An 18,540-nucleotide genomic window follows, 5' to 3' on the forward strand; every position below is an offset into this window, starting at 1 on the left:
CAGCGCCGACTCACCCTCGATGTTTCCCCTGACCACCCGGTTCGCGAAGAACGCCTCCTCACCATCACCGCCAAACTCACACCGAGTCCTATCTTCACCGCAGAGGTAGAACGCCGCGCAGCAGTGCCATCCCGCTGCCAATCCCTGAATCTGTCCCAGCCCTGCACAGGAGGTTGCAGATGACTCAGATACACGACCTGGACCCGATCTTCCTCAGCTACCGGCACTCGGACGGAGATGCTTTGGCAGAACGCGCCGCATGGATATTTCGCGCCCACGGCGTCCCCGTGTGGCATGACCAGACTCACCTGCCACCGGGACGCTTTCAGCGGCGATTGCAAGAAGCCCTCGATTCGGGGCTGTCCGGAGCCGTACTTCTCGTCACCGAAGACATGGCGCACTCGAGTTTCGTCCGAGAGTTGGAACTACCGAACCTCCTTCGCTTGGAGGCTGACTCTGCCTTCACCTTCGCCATCGGCAACACCATCACCGACTCGGATGGGCGACTAGACTACGGTGCCCCTGATCGTCTGCTCCCCCAGGAAATAGCAACGCTGAGCGACTTCGATCAGTTCGCGGTGTGTGACCACGCAGGGCTCGCTCGTCTGGCCAGCGAGATGGCAGTCCGCCGCGTCCGCCGCGCGGCAGTCGATGATCGGCTGCATCTGGACATCCAAACCCGGGCCCCCGCCCTGGGTACTCGGAAGGTACCGCTCGCGCCCCGGACCCGCCCGCCCCTGCGCGATACCAGCGTGCCGCCCGCCGAGGCTTGGGAAGACTTCGCGCCGTTCCTCGGTGAGCTGCCCCGCATCGTCCAGTCGGCTGGCGTTCAGCATCTGCACATCACTGGCGGCGCGCACCTGAGCATGGCCTTCGCGCTCGGGGCCGCGTTACCGACCACGACTGGATTAACCGTCACAATCACCGACCAAGACGGAACCGAGTGGACGGGAGCTGAAACCCAGACTGTGCCGCTTGTGCAGAGCGCGATTCCCCTCGACGGTTCTCCCGATGGCCCCGTCGCCGTGTACCTCGATCTCGTACCCGCGCCACCCAACAAAGGCTTCCGCCGCTACGCCGAAAGCCAGACCTACGCCCACGCAGTCGAGATCGCCGTGGCGAAACGCGAACCCATCCCCGCCGAGGCGGCCCCCGCACTCGTCACCGAACTACGCCAGCGCATCGGCGAGATCGCAGGAAGCCGGCCTGTGCACCTGTTCATGCGTGCGCCTTTCCCCCTAGCCGTGATGCTGGGCCGCGCTTGCAACACCCTGCGAGTCACCCTCTACGAATGGGAACGGGAAATCGAACCGCCAACGTACCTCGAGATGGCCACCGTGTCTGCAGGCCGCAGCGGTGGGCCCGTTGTGCCATGGACGACCGCCTGGTCCCCCGCACAAGCCAAAGTAGACAGCGCGTAAACAACCCAAGCGCCGCGACCAGGGAAGGGACGGAGAGATCGATCATCGCAGTGGTTCGCAGCCTTCGCGGCCGTGCACGCTGCGATGTTCCTCCCCAGCCGTGTCCCCGCACTCTCCGGACCCACGCTAGTCGACTTAGGTAAGATAGCGCATGGCAGGCGTGGAGAGGATCACCAATCCGCTGCTCGACGTGCTCGAAGTGCTGCTGTCCGCGGCCGCGGACAGCAATCGCGAGATGCACGGATGGGCAATCATGCGTGAAGTCAATCGGTCCGGCCCGACGGTTTACGGAGTGATCGACCGGCTGGAAGACGCTGGCTGGATCCGGGGGCGTTGGGAAGAGGTGAACCCACAGCCAGGTAAGCCGCCCCTGCGGCTCTACCACTTGACAGGCGAAGGGACCACTGCCGCGCGAGACCTACTCGCGGCGCGCCGACCCCGGTCAGGCACAACGCGCAGCACATCCGGTCCGGCCGCGCAATTGGGCTGGTGGCGCCGACTCGGAGCGGGGTGGACTGCCCGATAAACATGCTTGAAGTCCTCGGAGGAATCGTTGCAGGTTTGGCGGTGAACGAATGCTGCGACGTCTCGCCTTGGCTAGCTCGCCGACTGATCCGAAGGGCGGCACGACTGCGATATCAGGATCAGCCCCAGCGCCTACAGGTCAGGCTGCTTGAACTGGAAAGCGTAGTCGAAGAAGCACCAGGAAAGTTGATCAAACTCATTGTCGCCTTGCGCTTCACAATAGGCGCACTTTTTTCCGCAGCAACCACTGGAAGCCGACGCCGCGCGCGACAATGGAAGCACTTCGGCAATTCTATCTCACATCGCGACGTTGAGTTAATGTTCCTGCAGGTGAACGCGGCGGCGCTCCTGACCGTGTTCTGTCATCCCGGCGGCTGGTGGGAATACCTGACCGGCATGCTTAACATGACTATGGCTCTAAGTGCCCCTGCAGTGGTATTTCATTCACGAAATCAACAGCTAAAGTCCAATATTGACCATCTGGTCGACATCGGAATTCTATCCAAAGAAGAAGCGAGGCTCGTTCTTACACTCTACCCGACTCAAAACTGGTGGCGGTTCAACGTTCATCGTTGGCATGTGCCACACCGAGTCCGCCTATCCGCACGTGAATTCAAAGGCACTCTAGTGGCACTAGCAATGGAACATACCGAAATCCGGAACCGCGAAGCGGATTGTTACCGATACACACATAACTCGAGGTACATGAATAAACTTGTCGCCGATCTGACGGCGGCGCGTTGCCGACTTCATCGTGCGATTGCCGTCGTCGATAATCGTCGACCTGAGGCGTAGATGAAGACTTGGTCGCTTCGACCTCGCGTCTGGAACCCTGGTCGCCGATCTCATCGTCGACTGGACCGGTCTTGAAGCAAGTTTCGACAGCACTTCGCTTCAAGCGGGTCGTTGACCAACTTGACCGCCAGCACTAGACCAGCGGCGGATCACACCAGTCTCCTGCACTCACCACGCCAACCACCCCACAACGAGGGCCGGATCAGACGACAGAACCCGACATCCGCGAGCCCGAGACGCGCCCGAGAAGTCCGAAACAGTCCGACACCAGGCGACATACCCCGACACCGCGGACACGCTGCGACCAGACGAAAAGGTCTTGTCCGGCATTACTCGACACCATCCGACACGCCCAGGTTCCGACTCTTAACCAGCGGGTTCGGGGTTCGAGTCCCTGATGGCGCACACTTCTGAGTCAAAGCCCACCAACGGTTTTATCCCGGATTTCCGGATGCCGTCGGTGGGCTTTGATCGTATGTGCAGCCCGGGTGCAGCCGACGTGTCACCCCGATTCAGTTACCGACCGCTACCAGCTGCGCCAGCACGGCAGGACATCCCAGGAGCATGATCGTTCTCATCGATAACCGCTGAACCGATGTTCCCCGAGGCTGTTTTCAGCCTACCGACCGTTCTTGTGCCGACGGCAGGCAAGCAGGGTGGAGTCTGCGGCGTGGATCGTCGTTCCGCCGCGGATCAAGGTCCGCGGCCGTTGTTCGACCGCGAGGACGTCGAAACCGTCCGGCAGGCCGGGCAGCAGGTCCTTGGCAGAGAACATCGCCGCGCGCTGCCCGGCGGTCAGTGGGGCGGACGATCCCATCGGGGCATGGCCCACGATCAGGAGGTGGCCACCGGGGGCGACGGCGTCGGCGAGCCGGCGGGTCACCTGTGTCATCCCGCCGTCCGGCGGCTGCAAGTAGTGACTGGTGACCAGGTCGTATGATCGGCCGCCGGCGGTGAAGACGCGAGCGTCGATCTGCCACCAGTCGACATGGTCGGCGACGCCGTCCTGCTCTGCGCGCTGGGCAGCGCGTGCCAGGCCGGCTGTGGAGAAGTCAGCGCCGGTGACAGTCCAGCCCTGCCGGGCCAGCCAGATCACATCGCCTCCCTCGCCGCAGCCGACGTCGAGAGCGCTGCCCGGTGTCAGCCCGGCCGCCTCGGCTACGAGCTGCACATTGGGCTGTCCACTGAAGGCCTGCTCCTGGCCTGCGTAACGCTCGTCCCAGCCGTGCGGCTCGAACATGGCGGCCGTCTCCTCGTCGCTGAGCGGCTGGTGTTCTGTCATCTCAAACGCCTTCCCTTTACCTGTGGCCGGCTGTCGAAGCGAGTGTCAGGGCTTCACCTCGTGTCGGCGCTCATCGAGTTCCTGCACGCTGGACTCACGAGAAGTTCAGAGCGTGGCGGGATGTGCCGCGACGGCGCGGTGCACGTCCTCGGTGACCAGGTCGATGTTCATCATTGCCCCGGTCAGCCCACCCTGTGCGGCAGCGTCGATGACCTGCGCCCGGTGTCCTCGCACGTTGCCGGCCGCCCACACGCCGGGAATAGAGGTCGCTCCCGTCTGGGGGTCGGCGGGCAGCGTCTCGCCGATGAGCTGGCCGTCCATGTCCTTGACCTCGACCGTCAGGCCCAGGTCTGCGAGCAGAGTGTCGACTTTGGCCACCGACACGGGGAAGACGACGACGGCCTGGACTTCGGTCACGCTGTCACCGACCCGGACGCCGCTGAGTGCGTCGTCGGTGACCTCGACGCCGGTGACCCGGCCGGGCACCACGCTGATCTGGCGCGCGGCGAGCTCGATGCGTTGCGGCGCGGTCAGTTCCACGGACTCGTTGGTGAACAGGGTGACCTTCTCGCTCCACTGGCGCCACAGCTGCGCCTGGTGGAGTGAGGCGACGCCGCTGGCGATCAGCCCGATTGCCTTGTCTCGAACCTCGTAGCCGTGGCAGTAGGCACAGTGCAGCACGTCCACGCCCCAGCGGTCGGCGACGCCGGGAATGTCGGGCAGCTCGTCGACGACACCAGTGGCCACCAGTACCCGCCTTGCGTCAACCGTGCTCTCGTCGGCAAGGGTGACCCGCAGGGCATCCTCGCTGACACGCTCCACGCCGATCACGGTGTTGTCGCGGACGGTGCCGCCGTACTGCTCGACCTCCGATCGGCCGATGGTCAGCAGTTCGTGCGGATCGACACCTTCGCGTCCGAGATAGCTGTGGACCTGGGTGGCAGGCGCGTTGCGGGGCGTGCCCGCGTCGATGACCAGTACGTCACGCCGGGCACGGCCCAACGTCACAGCCGCCGCCAGGCCCGCTGGTCCGCCACCGATGATGACTACGTCGTGAGTGCTCATGCGAGCAACGGTGCTGCGGTCAGTTGCTTACCGCAATTTACCTTGCCGAAACGGCACAATGGAGACCCCGGCAGGTGCTGCAGGCGACCACGCCCGCACGATCGGGACGCCCATGGCGGCGATCAGCGGGCGCACACGAAGCTCTCGGCGCTGCCGAGATCCACGGCTTGACATTTCGGGCCAGCGTGACATTCCGTACGGGCCACTTCCTTCACCGTGAACAGCGCCACTTCGATCACCGCCACCGCACCCGCAGCGACCACGATCGGCGCGGTGGACATCACGGTCACCACCCCCGCCGGAACCAGCACCACCACACCGGTATACCCACACCTACGGCTTCACCGGCTTCTTCCCACCTGTGAGCAACCCGCCCACCGTCAACATCCGGGTGCCCGGTGTTCCGATCGTTCCGCGCTTCAGCCTCGGCGGTTACCAGGGTCTTGACGTCCTCGCCTCGGGTTCGCCGACCTCGCGGCAAGTCAACTGCACCACCCTGGCCCCCACCGGACCAAGTCAACCGGCCAGTGGGCCCGGACTGGCCTACGACCCGTTGACCGGTAACTACTTCTACACCTGGCTGACCAACCCGTTCTGGCTCGGCACCTGCCGTACCTTCCGCCTCACCCTCAACGACGGCACCGACCACATCGCCCACTTCAAATTCCTCTGACCACACCATCGGCAGAAACAGCGGTGCCCCGGGCCCAATCGCCCGGGGCGCCGCCACGAGATGGCGCACAGATGCTTCCGAGCTTCGTCAGAGCAGGTGGGACTTCCGCCGCAGCGCCAAGGTCAACCGGCCCTGGAGGAAACCGACATCGGCGCAGAACGCCACCAATGGCCCGGCACGTGCTCCCAGCGCAGTGTCCGGATCGAGCCGGGGCGCGCGCTGTCCTACGACGTCACCAAGGATTTTCGGCGTGCTCGCGAAGCGCGGCCGAAATCTGCCGCCGGGTGTCGGGGTCCGCGGGTGGCTCGAAGCGGACGACCGGCAGGCCGTACTGCCAGGCGGGAGTCATCGTCGCGCCGGGAAGGTCGCGGAGCCTGTCGAAGGGGATCCAGGCCCAGTCGTCCTGCTGGGGGTCCAGGTTTTCGAACCCGACGTACTCGACGAACGGAAGGTACTGGGTCGGGCCGACCAGGGTCGTGGAGCAGTAGCTGAACGGGAGCGAGGTCTTCGCGTTCTCGCCCCGCTGCGCCGGCGCGACGTCCGCTTCGACACCGTGCAGGTGCTCACGAAGGTATTCGAGGAAATCGGCGTAGGCGACGACCCGCTGGATCACCTCGGCTTCGCGCACCGTCGGGTACGCCGGTGAATCCTCCGGCGGCCGCCACGGACTGAGTGCGCCGTCGACGATCCCGTAGGGCGCGGGAGACAGCCGCCGGTTTCCCGAATTCCGGAAGCTGCCGATCGCGCTGCTCACCATGATTTCGAGATATTCGCCGTCCGCACCGATGATCATGATGTCGTCGTCGCAGGCGGGCAGGACGACGAGCTCACCCGGCACCCGATTCCGCCACGGCTCCAGCATGGCCGGGGCCACGAGCGGAACGGTGCGGCGAGAACTCCGCACGGACCGCACGGCGAAGCTCTTCGCCGGGCCGCCGTCACCGATCTTCACCTCGGCCCCGCCGGTTCCACCGAGCAGTCCGGCGGTGGTGACCCGCGCCCGCTCGATCGCGGTTTCCCGGTCCACGCCCAGTTTCTCCAGCAGTTCCGGCGTGACGACATGGTTTTCACCGGTCGGTTCCTCGAAGACCAGCCACGGCTGGAACAGATCGAGGTCCGGCCGGAACCGCCAAGCCGCCGCGGTGTCGCCCCCGAGCACCGCGGTCCTGACGAGGTCGCCGTGCGGGTCGAGCGGGGCGGGGTCGCCGCTGTGAGGGTCACGGAAGACGGGAGCCCGCAAGGTCAGGTACAGGTCGTCGATCGACGGTTCGGCCGGACTCGACGGCGACGGACTCGTGGTGTCGGCCGCGGCCGATCTCGTTCGGGTACGGCGCATCCGGTCCAGAATTCCCATTCGGCCACGCTAGCAGCGCGGCGGATCAGGGAAGCGCGGCCAGCGCAACCGGATCGGCGGCAGGTCCGATGTCCGCGCCGCCGCTCACGGCTGAACCGATGGCCTGTCTCCTAAGGCAAAGACGTTGTCCGGCGCAGTGAATCGTCCGGAGGGTCCACGGCGATGGCGATCTTGCCGCGGGGACGGCCAGAGCCACCTTCCAGCAGCGCGTGCGCCTGTGCGACGTCGGCCAGTGGCAGCACGGCGCCGATCACCGGCCGGAGTTCGCCCTGGTCGACCAGCCGTCCGACTGCCTCGAGCTTCGCCCTGCCGGGGCTGACGAAGAGGAAGTGGTAGGTCGCGTTCACGCCCCACGCGGCGAGCAGGTTCTGCGGCTCGGAGATGTCCACAATGGACACCACGCGGCCTCGGTCGGCGAGGACCTCCGGGCTGCGGGCGAGGGTGTCCCCGCCCACGGTGTCCAGCACGACGTTCACCCCGCCCAGCGCGCGGACCTGCGGCGCGTAGTCGCCTGCCGAGAAGTCGATCGCGGTGTCGGCTCCCAGTCCGGTGACGAACTCGTGATCCCTTACCCGCGCGGTGGTCACCACCTCGGCTCCCAGCGCGCGGGCGACCTGGATGGCGACCGAGCCGACCCCGCCCGCTCCGCCGTGCACCAAGACCCGTTCCCCGGCCCGCACCCCGGCGCGTTCGACCAGCGCCTCCCACACCGTGACGCCCACGAGCGCGAGGCCGGCGGCCTCGACGTGCGACAACCGTGCGGGCTTGCGGGCGACCAGAGCCTGGTCGACCACGTGGAACTCGGCGTAGGTTCCCTGCCCGGCGAACATCGGCGCCAGATACCAGACCTCGTCGCCCGGCTGGAAGTCGTCTGCCCCAGAGCCGGTCTCGACCACCACGCCGGACACGTCGTTGCCGATCACCGCGGGCAGCGCCACCTGATCGCGGTAGTCGCCGCGCCGGGTCTGCAGGTCGAGAGGGTTCACGGACGTGGCCAGCACGCGCACCAGCACCTGGCCGGGTCCGGGAGCGGGTCTTGGCAGCTCGCGGATGGCGAACGCGGTGTCCGCGTCACCGAAGCGGACAAGCTCCACCGCACACATCGAAGTCGACATACGGTGATCTTGGATTGTAATATCACGAATTGTCAATACGTTGGCCCGATCCGGCGCCCAGCAGCGAGCAGGACGACGCTGTCGATGGCCGCGGCGACGACGGCGTGGCCCGCCAGGTGGCGCAAAGTGGCCAATGAACGCGACTTCGGCAACACCGAGGCGGGCCACCTCGTTCGCCTTCACCGGCAGACTCCGCAGCATCATCGACGAGCGGCATCAACCCAAGACCATCCCGTAAAACGAGACGCAATCTTCAAATGTGCAATACAGCGGCAAAAAACTTCCAGCCGCGGTGATCGACCAGGCAGACTGTGGCACTGTTCGTCCTCGAGCAGCAGCTTTGCCAAGGCCAGGAACACTGGACATCCCTTAGCAAGACGTGACAAAAATTAGACAAAAGAATGACAACTGACGACATCGTCGAACCCGTCGGTAATCCTGAGTCTCGCGATCTGTCTATCGACCTAGGCGCGTCGCCGAAGGGGCCCCGGGTTGCAGCCGGCGGCCCCTTCAGTTTGCAACCCTCATCTGACTCTGCGTAGTCAGTCTTCCGATCATGAGCACACTGCGCAAGACTCAAGCCGTCCACGTGGCTGGGACTGCAACCCCACCACAAGTCCACGGACGCACGCCTAGGTCGATAGCAGAAAGGGTTTCGCAGTTCAATGTCACCAGTACGCAAAGATCGCCCCTGCACGCCCGATCCGATTGATCGGGATCCGGTCCGCTACCCCCGCGACGCTGTCGTCATCGTGATACTGATCCAGGCCTTCACGGGATTCTTGATCACCCGCGGATACACGCTGGAAGTCGCTCTCGCAGCTTCAGGAGCGACCTGTCTGGTCGCGGGACAGCTAGGAAGAAGCCTCAGCAGGCTCCAGTCTCGGTGGGCAGTTTGAGCGCGGCCGCGCGGAAGCCATTCCCGACGGCCTCTCACCGCAGCACCACTGAGGCCAGCTTCTGCGCGGCCGCCCTCAGCTCGAACTCCGCCGCGTACCTGAAATCATCGCAATGAACGTCAGTGCGGCAGACCTGGGTGGCGAGCTGAAGTCGCTCCGCCGAGGCAGGGGCATCGCCGCTCAACAACTCCGCGAACGCACGGGACCTGCCCTGCGAACCATATTCCGAATCTCCGAGGGCGACGACAACGTAGAGATCAGAAACAAAATCACCGAAGCTCTACTCTCGCTGATCGCGTCATTGCCGAACGACCTGCGTCTCGCGGTGCAAGCCGCCCTCGCGATACACGAGGAGGCAAGCCATCCTTTCTACCAGGACCGCGTGAGATGGCTGGCCCGCGCACTGGACCGCGACGATCGTACCGCCCGCCGCCGTATCGACGAGGGAATGGATCGGCTCGCGGCCCTCGCGATGGACAGCGTGCAGGACCGAGATCCGGTACAAGCGAGCAGACTTTGGCACACAGAGGAGCTGCGGGTCACTCTCGCACTCGACCAACCGGTGCCCGAAGCCTTCGAATTTCGCCGAATCGTCTCCGACAGCGACAATGCGTCCGAGCTGGACTTGGCGTTGACGCTGGCCAGCGATAGAGGCGAAGATAACGCTGCCGGGGATGATATCCGTATCGACGTTTTTTACGGTGGATTGTTGACCTCCCGGTTCATGGAATCGAGCGAACGGATCGGACTCGGCCTACGCCTGCCGAGGCAACTTTTTCGAGGTGACCGACATGAGTTCGCACTACGGTTCCGCGCACCTCTGCGACATACACATTTCGTATGCGTACCCCGACATCCAGTCGAGCTGTTCAACCTTCACGTAAGATTCGCCAGCCCTGTGCCGACCGAGATTTTGATACTTGATCGGGCGTTTCAAGACGACGTCAGAGACACAGACGTGACAGGTGCCGCCCTGAAGCCGGATGCTTCGGGCGAAGCGCATGTTTCGTTTCGAAACCTCGCGCCGGGATTCGCTTACGGGGTCCGATGGAGTGCCCCGAGTACCACAGGGGCCCAGACCCACTAGCGAACTCGGCCAGCCGATGCGGGGAACACGCCAAGGCTCCGACTCTTACCCTCCGGGTTCGGGCCGCCCGCCGCGGAGCTGACTGAACCGCAGCACGTTCCCGGAGAGGTCGAAGAACGCGCAGTCTCGGACACCGTGGGGCCGGTCGATGGGTTCCTGGATCACTTCGGCGCCCGAGGCTTCGATGTGCTCGAAGGTGGCGTCGCAGTTGTCGGTCACGAAGCCGAGGTGGCCCAGCAGTTCCTTGGCCATGCGGTCCTCGATGAGGACGATCCGCAGTTCCGGCTGCGACGGCGGGCTGACACTCACCGCCTGACCGTCGTCGCGGACCTTGAAGCCGAGCACGTCGCGGTAGAAACCCACCGCCTCGTCGAGGTCGCGGACGACGAGAGCGCAACGCGAGAGTCTGAGATCCACGTGTCACTCACCCCCGAGATAGACCATGTCGAGGTCTCGAAGAAGGTCCGGATCGGCCTGCAGCTCGATGCCGGTGATCTTCCCGTCGGTGACGGTGAACGTGAAGACGACCTGCGGACGGCCGCGGTGTGCCCAGACCGCGGCCGGAACGCCGTCGACCAGGGCGAGCCGGGCGGCCTGGGCGCGCCCGGCGAAGACGGCCGCTACCGCGTCGGCACCGCGGGCCTCGGCGGCCGCGCCCATCCGGACGGCGGCCGGGTCGGCGACGAGTACGGCGTTCGCGTCCAGCAGCGAGAGCAGGGCGGCGAAATCGCCGTCCCGGGAGGCCGCCAGGAACGCGGCGACGATCTCCCGCTTCGGGGATCGTGCGGCGTCGGACGCGGCGGCCGCTCCCTGCACCCGCCGCCGGGCCCGGCTGGCGAGCTGCCGGGCCGCCGCCGGGGAGCGGTCGATGATTCCGCCGATCTCGCCGAACGACACGGCGAAGATGTCGTGCAGGACGAACGCGAGCCGCTCGGCGGGCGTCAGGGTGTCCAGCACCACCATCAGCGCCACGCCGACCGAGTCGGCCAGCAGCGCGTCGTCCTCGGGGCCCGCCTGCGGCGCGACCGGCTCGGGCGGCAGCGCACCGGCCGGGTCCTCACGCCGGACCTGGCGCGCCTCGAGCATGTTCAGGCAGACGCGGGCGACGACCGTGGTCAGCCAGCCGCCCGGGTTCTCCACCTGCCCGGTGTCGGCGCGGCTGACCCGCAGCCACGCCTCCTGCACCGCGTCCTCGGCGTCGCCGGTGGAGCGGAGCATCCGGTAGGCCACCGCCCGCAAGCGATCGTGGTGCTCGGCGAACCGCTCGGTCAGCCAGTCCTGTTCGGCCATCTGTCACATTCCTTCGTCCGGACCTGTCATTCGGATTGACCGGCGACGCCACGCCGATGTGACAGCACGAAGGAGACAGGAAATGAAAGCGCACGTCAGCTCGATCCTCCTCGCCGTCGAGGACATGGACCGGGCCAAGCAGTTCTACACCGACGGCCTGGGCTGGAAGATCAAGAACAACTACGGCGTCTCCGTGTTCTTCGAATCGGACGGGGCGTCGCCCGTCGGCTTCTACCGCCGCGAGGGCTTGGCCGACCAGGTGGGCACGAGCCCGGAGGGCAGCGGTTTCAGCGGGCTGGTCCTCACCTACGTCGTCCGCAGTGAGGCGCGGGTCGACGAGATCATCGCGGAAGCCGAGAAGGCCGGCGCCACGGTCCTCAAGCCCGCCGGCGCTCTGCCGTGGGGCGGATATGGCGGCTCCTTCGCGGATCCGGACGGCTACATCTGGAGCCTCGGCTACAGTGCCCAGGGCACGGATCAGCTCTACGCGGAGTAGCCCGCGTCCATAGTGGACTCATGGTCTGGCCTGCCGGGCTCGGCAGGCCAGGTCCAAGCCATCCCCTGGATCCCGGGCGTCACCGCCGTGGTGAAGGCGACAGCCGGGGAGAGCGTCGAGAGCGGCACATCGGTGACGTCGCGCTCCGGGCCGGAGACGTGATCCAGCCGGTAGGAATGACATCTCTCCGGCGTCGCCTCCGGGGCGAAGTGGATCTCCAGGAGGTGCTCGGGCACGGAGTGACGGAATCGCCGGTCGTGGCGATCGTCGGGAACACCGTCGGTGTACTCGAATTCGTATTCGAAGATCGCGGTCTCCCCGGGCGCGAGCATCCGGTTCGACACCAGTTCGCTGACGATGAGCGCCTGCTCCGGGAACACCTCGGTGCGGCCGGGCACGCAGTAGCGGGTCGCCATCAGCCTCGGAGGGCTTCCCGGCGCGCATCCGCGCAGGACCACGACCCGGACCTGGGCCGGTTCTTCGGTGGCACGGACGACTTCTCGCACGCGCAACCGGGTCAGCTTCCGGTCGCTCCCGATGTGCAGCGCCTCGTGCAGGCTCAGCAGCACGAGGGACGGTTCGTCCGCCGCCTCGAACGAATGCAGCACGGAAAGCACCGGCTCCCGCGGATCCCACAGCCGGTCCCAGCCGACCAGGCGGCGGATCGCGGGGCGGTCGCCCTCCGGACGGCGGAGCAGATCGAGCAAAGATCTCGAGGGGAGCCCGAGAAGGTCTTCCAGCAAGGCGACCGCCCGCAGCGAGTCGGGGCGCTCAGGCCGGGTCCGCCCTGTTCGCCAATAGCTCAGTGTCGTCGTACTGACCGACACCCCCGCTCTGGCGAGCCGCTCCTTCACCCTGCCCAGCCCCAGGCCACTACGGTCGATGGCCCGCGACAACGCCTTGCTGAAAGGCCCTGTGACGAGCGCGCGCTCCAGTTCCCCCTCGGCCGAGGCCCTTGGGGTGACGACGAACAGCGACATCGGATTCTCTCCCCGGAAGGACGATCGCGTCGAAACCGGAGCCGCGGACGGCGGGTCGTCGCCGGTCGCGCCCTTGCGGTGTGGCAAGCCGCGGCAGGGGTCGTGGCCCGCCGGACTTCAGCGGTGATCTTGGACGGCTTTTCGGCGTGAGCGCAATCCGCAGAAAGTAGTGTCCTGTTCCGTTGACGCGGATTTCCCACATAATCCCCGAGTCCGAACCGGATGACGATGACCGGATTCCGCGACAATTTCGGACAATTCGGAGAAACCATTCCGGCAGCCCGATTCCCGGCCGTCCGAGACCCCGGCCCGGAGCCGTGAACGTTCCGGGCTTCCGGCCGCGACATCCTTCAGCCGAAGGAAAGTACGAGGCAGCCGGTGTTCCGCGTACCGGCCACGGGCGGAACGATCCGCGACTTTCGTATCCCTACCTACGAAGGTATTCCGCTTCTCCCGTTGTCGGACATCTTGGATCGACCGGCATCGAGCTCCTCTGCCGGATTCCCCATCGTCCCCGCTCATCCACGACCACCAGGCGGCTCGGCCGCCCGATTGTGAGCAACCATGAGAAAACTGGCTTCAGTCGCTCTCGGGATCCTGGCGGCGGCACTCGCGGTGTCCACGCCCGGAATCGCGAACGCTCAAACGGACTCCGGTGTCCAGCCCTCGATCATCGGTGGCGGCACCGCCACGGAGACCTACAGCTTCATGGTCTCGCTCAACAACGGCTGCGGCGGCAGCCTCGTCGCGCCCCAGTGGATCGTGACGGCCAACCACTGCGGCAGCGCGTCGCAGGGCCGGATCGGCTCCACGAACAAGAACTCCGGCGGCGAGGTCGGCCGGATCGACCGCCGCGTCACCAAACCCGGCACGGACCTCACCCTCATGCACCTGTCCACGGCCGCCCGCTCCACGCCGGTCGCGATGGCCACGAGCAACCCGGCGCCGAACACCACGGCGCGGCTGCTCGGCTGGGGCTGCACCAGCTGGCCGAGCTGCAGCACGCCGACCACGCTGCGGCAGATCGATCTCAAGGTCCTGGCCAGCAGCTCCTGCTACGCCGGCGGCGGCAGCGCCGGTGACGTCTGCATCTCCGGCGACCGCACGCATTCCGCCTGTCACGGCGACTCCGGCGGACCGGCGGTCGTCGGCACCACCGGACGCTGGACCCTGGTCGGGGAGACGCACGGCCCCGGCGACAACAGGGGCGAATGCGCCACCACCACCCTTTACACCGGCATCGCCCAGCACCTGAGCTGGATCAAGCAGCAGACCGGCATCTGAGCGACAGCACACGAAACGGCACGCCTCGACCATCGAGGCGTGCCGTTTTTTCGTCTATTTTGGACAGTTTCGCGCAGCGCAATCCGCCGAAAGAACTGTTCCTTCCCGTTGACCGGTTCGGATCTTCTCGCGGATTTCCCCGGGCACCTCTCGTGAATACGTTCGAAGTGTTCCCCCTCCCCTGCGTTTCCGAGGAGTCCCCATGCGTGAAACCACCGGCCGGGCAGCCCGCGCCGTCGCCCTTCTCGCCGGCACCTGCGCCGCGCTCGCGACCCTTGTCGCGGCGCCCGCGGCGGCGAGCACCCCGACAGCACCGGTCTCGCCCGGTGCCGCGCCGTCGATCATCGGCGGCAGCACCGCCCAGAATCCCGGCTACATCGCCCGGTTCAACGGGCGCGCCAACGGTTACACGTTCTTCTGCACCAGCACGCTGATCGGCGCGCGCTGGGTCCTCACCGCCAAGCACTGCATGTACGACAACAACGGGCAGCGCCTGAAGGACATCGACCTCTACGTCGGTTCCAACAGCGCTTCCGGTGGCGTGCACGCCAAGGCTTCGGCGACCTACCTGTACTCGGGCGGAGACCTCGCCCTGATCAAGCTGAACGCAGATGGAGGAAGCACCTTCGCGCGGCTCGCCGGCAGCACTTCCGACGCGCAGGAAGGGGACTCCGCCCGCGTGTACGGCTGGGGCGCGACCCAGGCCGACCACGAAGGCGACCACCAGTCGAAGGTGCTCAAGCAGGCGACGGTCCGCATCTCCGACACGAACGCCCAGGACAACTACGGCGGCCCGGCGATCGATGCCGACACCCCGAACGGCGCGGTCGCGGGCGGGGATTCCGGCGGCCCGATGATCGACGACGGCGTCCAGGTCGGCGTGTGCTCGACCAGCGACCGGTCCAGCACCACCAGCTATGGCAGCGTCGCCGCGGGTCGTAGCTGGATCCGGCAGACCAGCGGGATCTGACCGGGAAAGAGCGGGCCGCCTGCCGATCCACGTCGGCGGGCGGCCCTCTCCCCTGTCGGTCGGGCTATCGGTCTATCGACGGGAAAGGACGCGCTTCGCCAGCCATCCGGCGTAGACGGCCAGCCCCGCGACCCCGGCCTTACGGGTGGGACGGGCCGCGATCGCCAGTCCGATGGCGAGTTCGGTGGCGCCGTTGCGGTAGGTCCAGTTGCGGACGTCGTCGGCGAAGGCCATCTTCGTCACGGGTTCGAAGGCCGCCGGGGCGGCGAAGTGGGCGAGACCGGTCGCGGCGATGCCGAGACCGAGGACCTTGCCGGTACGTGAAGACATGGAACTACCTTCCTTGTTCGTTTCAGTCGAGGACGCCCGCGCGGCGCCAAAGCCGTCGGCTCGGACCGCCGATGAGGCCGATCTCGGTGAAGTACTCGACGGCCTTGGCGGCCCAGGCCGCCTTGGTCCGGCGCCAGTGCGGATTCGTTTCGGCGACTTGGCGAGCTTCACGGGGGTCGAGCCCGACGGAGGTGTAGGCCTTGGGGTGCAACAACTCCGAGGTCGCGACGTAGGCCATGCCGGCGATCGCCCAGCGGATCAGTTCGCGGCCGACTCGGCCGTGACGAGCCCAGGCCCGGCCCAGTTCGTCCTTGGCGAAGCTGATGTGGCGGGCCTCTTCGATGACGTGGATGCGGGAGATCATCCGGATCATCGGCTGCAGGCTGTCGTCACGCATCATCTCGCGCTGCATGCCGTCGGCCAGCTCTTCGACGTAGATCGCTCCGGCGAACAGCAGCGCGGGACCGCAGACGGCGCCGAACACCTTGCCCGCCCGGTGCGCCGTGCGGCTCGGGCGCCGGACGACGCCGCCGGTCTTCGCGATCGAGCGGGCGAACATGGTGCTGTGACGGCATTCGTCGGCGATCTCGGTGAGCGCGTACTGGGCGTTGTGCGTCGTCGGATCGCTGTTGTACACGTGGCGCACCAGACCCTGCATCAGGATCAGCTCGAACCAGATGCCCGACGCCGCGGCGGCCGCGGCCTCCTGACGGCTCAGCTCGCCACGCTGGTCTTCGTCGAGCTTGTCCCACAGTTCGGTGCCGTACAAGGAACATCGTTCCGGCGTCTTGCCGTAGGCGCCGTCGACCAGCGGTGCCAGCCAGTCGACGTCGACGTCAGGGTCGTACGAAAGGCGTGCGGAGGAACGCTGCAGGCGCTCGGCCACACGTTCGCTTTCGGTGTTCGCGGTCATGACGACCTCCTCGGATCCGTGTTCTCCGGCAGCGGTCCGCCGCCGTCCGGGATGACCTGCCCCGAATCGCGGTAGGCCACCGCCTCGTGGAAACCGTCGCGTTCGGCGAATTCGCGGAACCAGCGCCCTTCCGGGCTGTGCCGGGTGATGCCGTCGAAAAGCGTCGCGAGCGTCTGGGTGCCGGAAAGGCCCATGTTGTCGTAGGCCTGGTTGATCATCAGCTTCTGCATCACCAGCTGGTTCGTCGGGACACCCGCCATCCGGTCGGCGAGTTCCTCGACGGCGGCTTCGAGCCGCCCGGGTTCCACCGCGTCGAGCGCGAGTCCCCAGTCCGCCGCGGTGGTGCCGTCGATGGTGTCGCCGGTGAGCAGCATCCGCTTCGCACGCTGGGCCCCGACGCGGTAGACCCACATCGCGGTCGTCGGGCAGCCCCACACCCGTGCGGGCGGGTAGCCGATGCGCGCGTCTGTCGCCATGATCAGCACGTCGCACGACAGCGCGATGTCGCTGCCGCCGGCGATCGCGTGGCCCTGGACCTGGCAGATGGTGGGTTTCAGCGACCGCCACAGGCTGAAGAAGTCGTCGGTGTTGCGCTTCATCACCCGGTAGTCCTTGACCGGATCCCAGACCGGTCCCTGGTTCCAGCGGCCTTCGGTGTCTTCCTCCGCGAACTGCTTGAGGTCGTACCCGGCGCAGAACGACCGGCCTTCGCCCCGGACCACGATCACGCGGACCGCGTCGTCCTCGTTCGCCCGCTCCACGGCCTGCCGGATCTCGGCGGGCATGACGTCGTTGATCGCGTTGAGCCGCTCGGGGCGGTTCAACGTCAGGTAGGCCTTCCGGTCTTCGACGCGGTAAGTGAGCGTCTCAGGCGCCATCGGAGCCTCCCAGCGCGCGAAGGGTGAACGTGACCAGGTGCGGGATCGTGTCCGGGCCGCCGTCCCCGGCCAGTGGGCCGACCAGCGTTTCCGCACCGGCGCCGACCAGCGCAGCGGCGGTCGCTTCCGCGTCCTGCGGGGGCAGCAGCCCCCTCGCGACGCCGTCGGCGATGGCCCTGGCGATGACCTCGCGGAACGCGCGGCGGAACACCAGCCGCTCGGCCTCCACGACGGCGTCGACCGGTTCGGCCAGCAACGCGTACGCCAGCCTCGGCGCCTTCAACGCCCGGCCGGCGAAGGTCTCGATGACCGCGACCACCCGCTCCCGGACGTCGCCCCGCGCCGCGGCCGCCTCGACGCTGGCGATCTCGCGGGAGACGACCTCGCGGAACACCTCGACGACCAGGTCGGCCTTGGACGGGAACTGCCGGTACACGCTGCCTGTGCCCACGCCCGCCCGCGCCGCGACCGCGGCCATGGAGCAGCCCGCGTAGCCGGTCTCGGCCAGCAGCGCGATGGCCGCGGCCAGGATCTCGCCTCGCTGCGAGTCCAGCCTGGCCTGCGTCTTCGGGGTACGTCGGTACGGCACGGAAGGAGTGAAGCACGGATTCCGCACTTCAGCAACGCCCGAAGACTCGTGAGTGGCCAGAACGGTTCCATTGAGGGGTAAGGCAAACGTGGCGTGGTCGTGGGCGGGGCCGGCAGTGAGTGAAGGCGTGACTCGCGTGTTTGGGCACGTGACTCGCGTGTGCGGCGTCCGATCACGCGAGTTCCGTCTCCAAGCACACGAGTCACGTGCCTGAACACGCGAGTGCGGTGTCACGTCACCCAGGTCACCATCCCGCCCGACCGGATCAGGACCAGCGTCGGGCACCGACAGCAAGCGTCCCCAACGCCGCACCAGGGACATCCGCCAAACGACACCTTTGACTTACCCCCCAATAGTTAGCGTGGGTGCCGCTAACGAGGCAGGTCACTCAGGTGCGTCGCGTCAAGTCAACGCCCCAGCACGAATCACGTGACGAGCCGGAAACACGTCGCTAACGTCCGGCCGAGCCGGCGGAGACCGGCCGGTTCCCCCGAATCGGCCAGCGCCTTGCCGACGTCTTGGCGAACGAGGGCGCGTCCGGAGCGGGTACGTTCTGGTGGTCGGCGAAACACGCCGGCCGGCGGAAAGGGACAC

General features: G+C 66.7%; 19 protein-coding genes and 1 pseudogene. 8 read left to right on the forward strand and 12 right to left on the reverse strand.

The features are described 5' to 3' along the window. Positions 1 to 179 precede the first annotated feature (179 nt). The 3 genes from ACZ6YV_RS06410 (at position 180) to ACZ6YV_RS06420 (ending at position 2,741) form a co-directional block, all read left to right on the forward strand. Positions 180 to 1,421 carry an SAVED domain-containing protein gene (locus ACZ6YV_RS06410; protein ID WP_465508652.1) on the forward strand — a complete coding sequence of 414 codons (1,242 nt, stop codon included), beginning with the start codon at positions 180 to 182 and terminating at the stop codon, positions 1,419 to 1,421. A gap of 235 nt (positions 1,422 to 1,656) precedes the next feature. Further along, complete coding sequence (locus ACZ6YV_RS06415) at positions 1,657 to 1,947, forward strand: PadR family transcriptional regulator (protein ID WP_465509278.1); 291 nt, start codon at positions 1,657 to 1,659, stop codon at positions 1,945 to 1,947. Positions 1,948 to 1,949: 2 nt separating this feature from the next. Beyond that, the gene (locus ACZ6YV_RS06420; RefSeq protein WP_465508653.1) at positions 1,950 to 2,741 is read left to right on the forward strand and encodes a hypothetical protein; all 792 of its coding nucleotides are present in this window, start codon (positions 1,950 to 1,952) and stop codon (positions 2,739 to 2,741) included. 619 nt (positions 2,742 to 3,360) lie between these two features. Here the strand turns inward: ACZ6YV_RS06420 and ACZ6YV_RS06425 are convergent. The 3 genes from ACZ6YV_RS06425 to ACZ6YV_RS06435 form a co-directional block, all read right to left on the reverse strand. Then, positions 3,361 to 4,023: a class I SAM-dependent methyltransferase gene (locus ACZ6YV_RS06425; RefSeq protein ID WP_465508654.1), complete on the reverse strand. Its 663-nt coding sequence runs from the start codon at positions 4,021 to 4,023 to the stop codon at positions 3,361 to 3,363. A 105-nt stretch (positions 4,024 to 4,128) separates the two neighbouring features. Further along, entirely contained in the window at positions 4,129 to 5,088 is a 960-nt protein-coding gene (locus ACZ6YV_RS06430) for an NAD(P)/FAD-dependent oxidoreductase (protein ID WP_465508655.1), read from the reverse strand. A 122-nt stretch (positions 5,089 to 5,210) separates the two neighbouring features. Then, positions 5,211 to 5,405 (reverse strand): hypothetical protein, encoded by a 195-nt coding sequence (locus tag ACZ6YV_RS06435; RefSeq protein WP_465508656.1) that lies wholly within the window; start codon positions 5,403 to 5,405, stop codon positions 5,211 to 5,213. Between the two features lie 38 nt (positions 5,406 to 5,443). Here ACZ6YV_RS06435 and ACZ6YV_RS06440 point away from each other — a divergent pair. Beyond that, positions 5,444 to 5,761 (forward strand): annotated as a pseudogene (locus ACZ6YV_RS06440) (PxKF domain-containing protein); the annotation flags it as partial. Between the two features lie 232 nt (positions 5,762 to 5,993). Here the strand turns inward: ACZ6YV_RS06440 and ACZ6YV_RS06445 are convergent. Both ACZ6YV_RS06445 and ACZ6YV_RS06450 read right to left on the reverse strand, forming a co-directional pair. Beyond that, positions 5,994 to 7,115: a hypothetical protein gene (locus ACZ6YV_RS06445; protein ID WP_465508657.1), complete on the reverse strand. Its 1,122-nt coding sequence runs from the start codon at positions 7,113 to 7,115 to the stop codon at positions 5,994 to 5,996. A gap of 110 nt (positions 7,116 to 7,225) precedes the next feature. Then, on the reverse strand, positions 7,226 to 8,230 hold the full coding sequence (locus ACZ6YV_RS06450) for a zinc-binding dehydrogenase (RefSeq protein WP_465508658.1): 1,005 nt from the start codon (positions 8,228 to 8,230) through the stop codon (positions 7,226 to 7,228). Between the two features lie 1,011 nt (positions 8,231 to 9,241). On the opposite strand from ACZ6YV_RS06450, the gene ACZ6YV_RS06455 reads away from it, so the two are divergent. Beyond that, positions 9,242 to 10,216: a hypothetical protein gene (locus tag ACZ6YV_RS06455; protein ID WP_465508659.1), complete on the forward strand. Its 975-nt coding sequence runs from the start codon at positions 9,242 to 9,244 to the stop codon at positions 10,214 to 10,216. A gap of 45 nt (positions 10,217 to 10,261) precedes the next feature. Here the strand turns inward: ACZ6YV_RS06455 and ACZ6YV_RS06460 are convergent, their stop codons facing one another. Together ACZ6YV_RS06460 and ACZ6YV_RS06465 are read right to left on the reverse strand one after the other, a co-directional pair. Continuing rightward, the gene (locus tag ACZ6YV_RS06460; protein ID WP_465508660.1) at positions 10,262 to 10,633 is read right to left on the reverse strand and encodes a VOC family protein; all 372 of its coding nucleotides are present in this window, start codon (positions 10,631 to 10,633) and stop codon (positions 10,262 to 10,264) included. Positions 10,634 to 10,636: 3 nt separating this feature from the next. Further along, entirely contained in the window at positions 10,637 to 11,506 is an 870-nt protein-coding gene (locus ACZ6YV_RS06465; RefSeq protein WP_465508661.1) for a sigma-70 family RNA polymerase sigma factor, read from the reverse strand. 82 nt (positions 11,507 to 11,588) lie between these two features. On the opposite strand from ACZ6YV_RS06465, the gene ACZ6YV_RS06470 reads away from it, so the two are divergent. Further along, positions 11,589 to 12,002 (forward strand): VOC family protein, encoded by a 414-nt coding sequence (locus ACZ6YV_RS06470; protein WP_465508662.1) that lies wholly within the window; start codon positions 11,589 to 11,591, stop codon positions 12,000 to 12,002. Here ACZ6YV_RS06470 and ACZ6YV_RS06475 read toward each other — a convergent pair. After that, positions 11,990 to 12,982, reverse strand: a complete 993-nt coding sequence (locus ACZ6YV_RS06475) for a hypothetical protein (RefSeq protein WP_465508663.1) — start codon at positions 12,980 to 12,982, stop codon at positions 11,990 to 11,992. The two genes, ACZ6YV_RS06470 and ACZ6YV_RS06475, sit on opposite strands and share 13 nt — an antisense overlap. A gap of 564 nt (positions 12,983 to 13,546) precedes the next feature. Between ACZ6YV_RS06475 and ACZ6YV_RS06480 the strand changes: the two genes are divergently transcribed. Continuing rightward, entirely contained in the window at positions 13,547 to 14,266 is a 720-nt protein-coding gene (locus tag ACZ6YV_RS06480) for a S1 family peptidase (protein ID WP_465508664.1), read from the forward strand. Positions 14,267 to 14,468: 202 nt separating this feature from the next. Further along, positions 14,469 to 15,236 carry a S1 family peptidase gene (locus ACZ6YV_RS06485; RefSeq protein WP_465508665.1) on the forward strand — a complete coding sequence of 256 codons (768 nt, stop codon included), beginning with the start codon at positions 14,469 to 14,471 and terminating at the stop codon, positions 15,234 to 15,236. A 72-nt stretch (positions 15,237 to 15,308) separates the two neighbouring features. Here the strand turns inward: ACZ6YV_RS06485 and ACZ6YV_RS06490 are convergent, their stop codons facing one another. Genes ACZ6YV_RS06490 through ACZ6YV_RS06505 form a run of 4 tightly spaced genes read right to left on the reverse strand, consistent with a single transcriptional unit; the run spans position 15,309 to position 17,946 of the window. Continuing rightward, positions 15,309 to 15,566, reverse strand: coding sequence for a hypothetical protein (locus ACZ6YV_RS06490; protein ID WP_378243287.1), 258 nt, complete (start codon positions 15,564 to 15,566; stop codon positions 15,309 to 15,311). A 22-nt stretch (positions 15,567 to 15,588) separates the two neighbouring features. Further along, positions 15,589 to 16,479: an AurF N-oxygenase family protein gene (locus tag ACZ6YV_RS06495; protein WP_465508666.1), complete on the reverse strand. Its 891-nt coding sequence runs from the start codon at positions 16,477 to 16,479 to the stop codon at positions 15,589 to 15,591. Further along, positions 16,476 to 17,357 carry a crotonase/enoyl-CoA hydratase family protein gene (locus ACZ6YV_RS06500; protein WP_465508667.1) on the reverse strand — a complete coding sequence of 294 codons (882 nt, stop codon included), beginning with the start codon at positions 17,355 to 17,357 and terminating at the stop codon, positions 16,476 to 16,478. Before ACZ6YV_RS06500 ends, ACZ6YV_RS06495 begins: the two co-directional genes overlap by 4 nt. Next, the gene (locus ACZ6YV_RS06505) at positions 17,347 to 17,946 is read right to left on the reverse strand and encodes a TetR/AcrR family transcriptional regulator (protein WP_465508668.1); all 600 of its coding nucleotides are present in this window, start codon (positions 17,944 to 17,946) and stop codon (positions 17,347 to 17,349) included. The genes ACZ6YV_RS06500 and ACZ6YV_RS06505 overlap by 11 nt, the downstream gene beginning before the upstream one ends. Between the last annotated feature and the right edge of the window lie 594 nt (positions 17,947 to 18,540).

Source organism: Amycolatopsis sp. NPDC102522 (assembly GCF_055584485.1).

Bases quoted from the DNA above. Each gene is read 5' to 3' on its own strand.
- ACZ6YV_RS06410 (WP_465508652.1), top strand. From the start codon at position 180: ATGACTCAGATACACGACCTGGACCCGATCTTCCTCAGCTACCGGCAC.
- ACZ6YV_RS06415 (WP_465509278.1), top strand. From the start codon at position 1,657: ATGCACGGATGGGCAATCATGCGTGAAGTCAATCGGTCCGGCCCGACG.
- ACZ6YV_RS06420 (WP_465508653.1), top strand. From the start codon at position 1,950: ATGCTTGAAGTCCTCGGAGGAATCGTTGCAGGTTTGGCGGTGAACGAA.
- ACZ6YV_RS06425 (WP_465508654.1), bottom strand. From the start codon at position 4,023: ATGACAGAACACCAGCCGCTCAGCGACGAGGAGACGGCCGCCATGTTC.
- ACZ6YV_RS06430 (WP_465508655.1), bottom strand. From the start codon at position 5,088: ATGAGCACTCACGACGTAGTCATCATCGGTGGCGGACCAGCGGGCCTG.
- ACZ6YV_RS06445 (WP_465508657.1), bottom strand. From the start codon at position 7,115: ATGGGAATTCTGGACCGGATGCGCCGTACCCGAACGAGATCGGCCGCG.
- ACZ6YV_RS06450 (WP_465508658.1), bottom strand. From the start codon at position 8,230: ATGTCGACTTCGATGTGTGCGGTGGAGCTTGTCCGCTTCGGTGACGCG.
- ACZ6YV_RS06455 (WP_465508659.1), top strand. From the start codon at position 9,242: ATGAACGTCAGTGCGGCAGACCTGGGTGGCGAGCTGAAGTCGCTCCGC.
- ACZ6YV_RS06465 (WP_465508661.1), bottom strand. From the start codon at position 11,506: ATGGCCGAACAGGACTGGCTGACCGAGCGGTTCGCCGAGCACCACGAT.
- ACZ6YV_RS06470 (WP_465508662.1), top strand. From the start codon at position 11,589: ATGAAAGCGCACGTCAGCTCGATCCTCCTCGCCGTCGAGGACATGGAC.
- ACZ6YV_RS06475 (WP_465508663.1), bottom strand. From the start codon at position 12,982: ATGTCGCTGTTCGTCGTCACCCCAAGGGCCTCGGCCGAGGGGGAACTG.
- ACZ6YV_RS06480 (WP_465508664.1), top strand. From the start codon at position 13,547: ATGAGAAAACTGGCTTCAGTCGCTCTCGGGATCCTGGCGGCGGCACTC.
- ACZ6YV_RS06485 (WP_465508665.1), top strand. From the start codon at position 14,469: ATGCGTGAAACCACCGGCCGGGCAGCCCGCGCCGTCGCCCTTCTCGCC.
- ACZ6YV_RS06490 (WP_378243287.1), bottom strand. From the start codon at position 15,566: ATGTCTTCACGTACCGGCAAGGTCCTCGGTCTCGGCATCGCCGCGACC.
- ACZ6YV_RS06495 (WP_465508666.1), bottom strand. From the start codon at position 16,479: ATGACCGCGAACACCGAAAGCGAACGTGTGGCCGAGCGCCTGCAGCGT.
- ACZ6YV_RS06500 (WP_465508667.1), bottom strand. From the start codon at position 17,357: ATGGCGCCTGAGACGCTCACTTACCGCGTCGAAGACCGGAAGGCCTAC.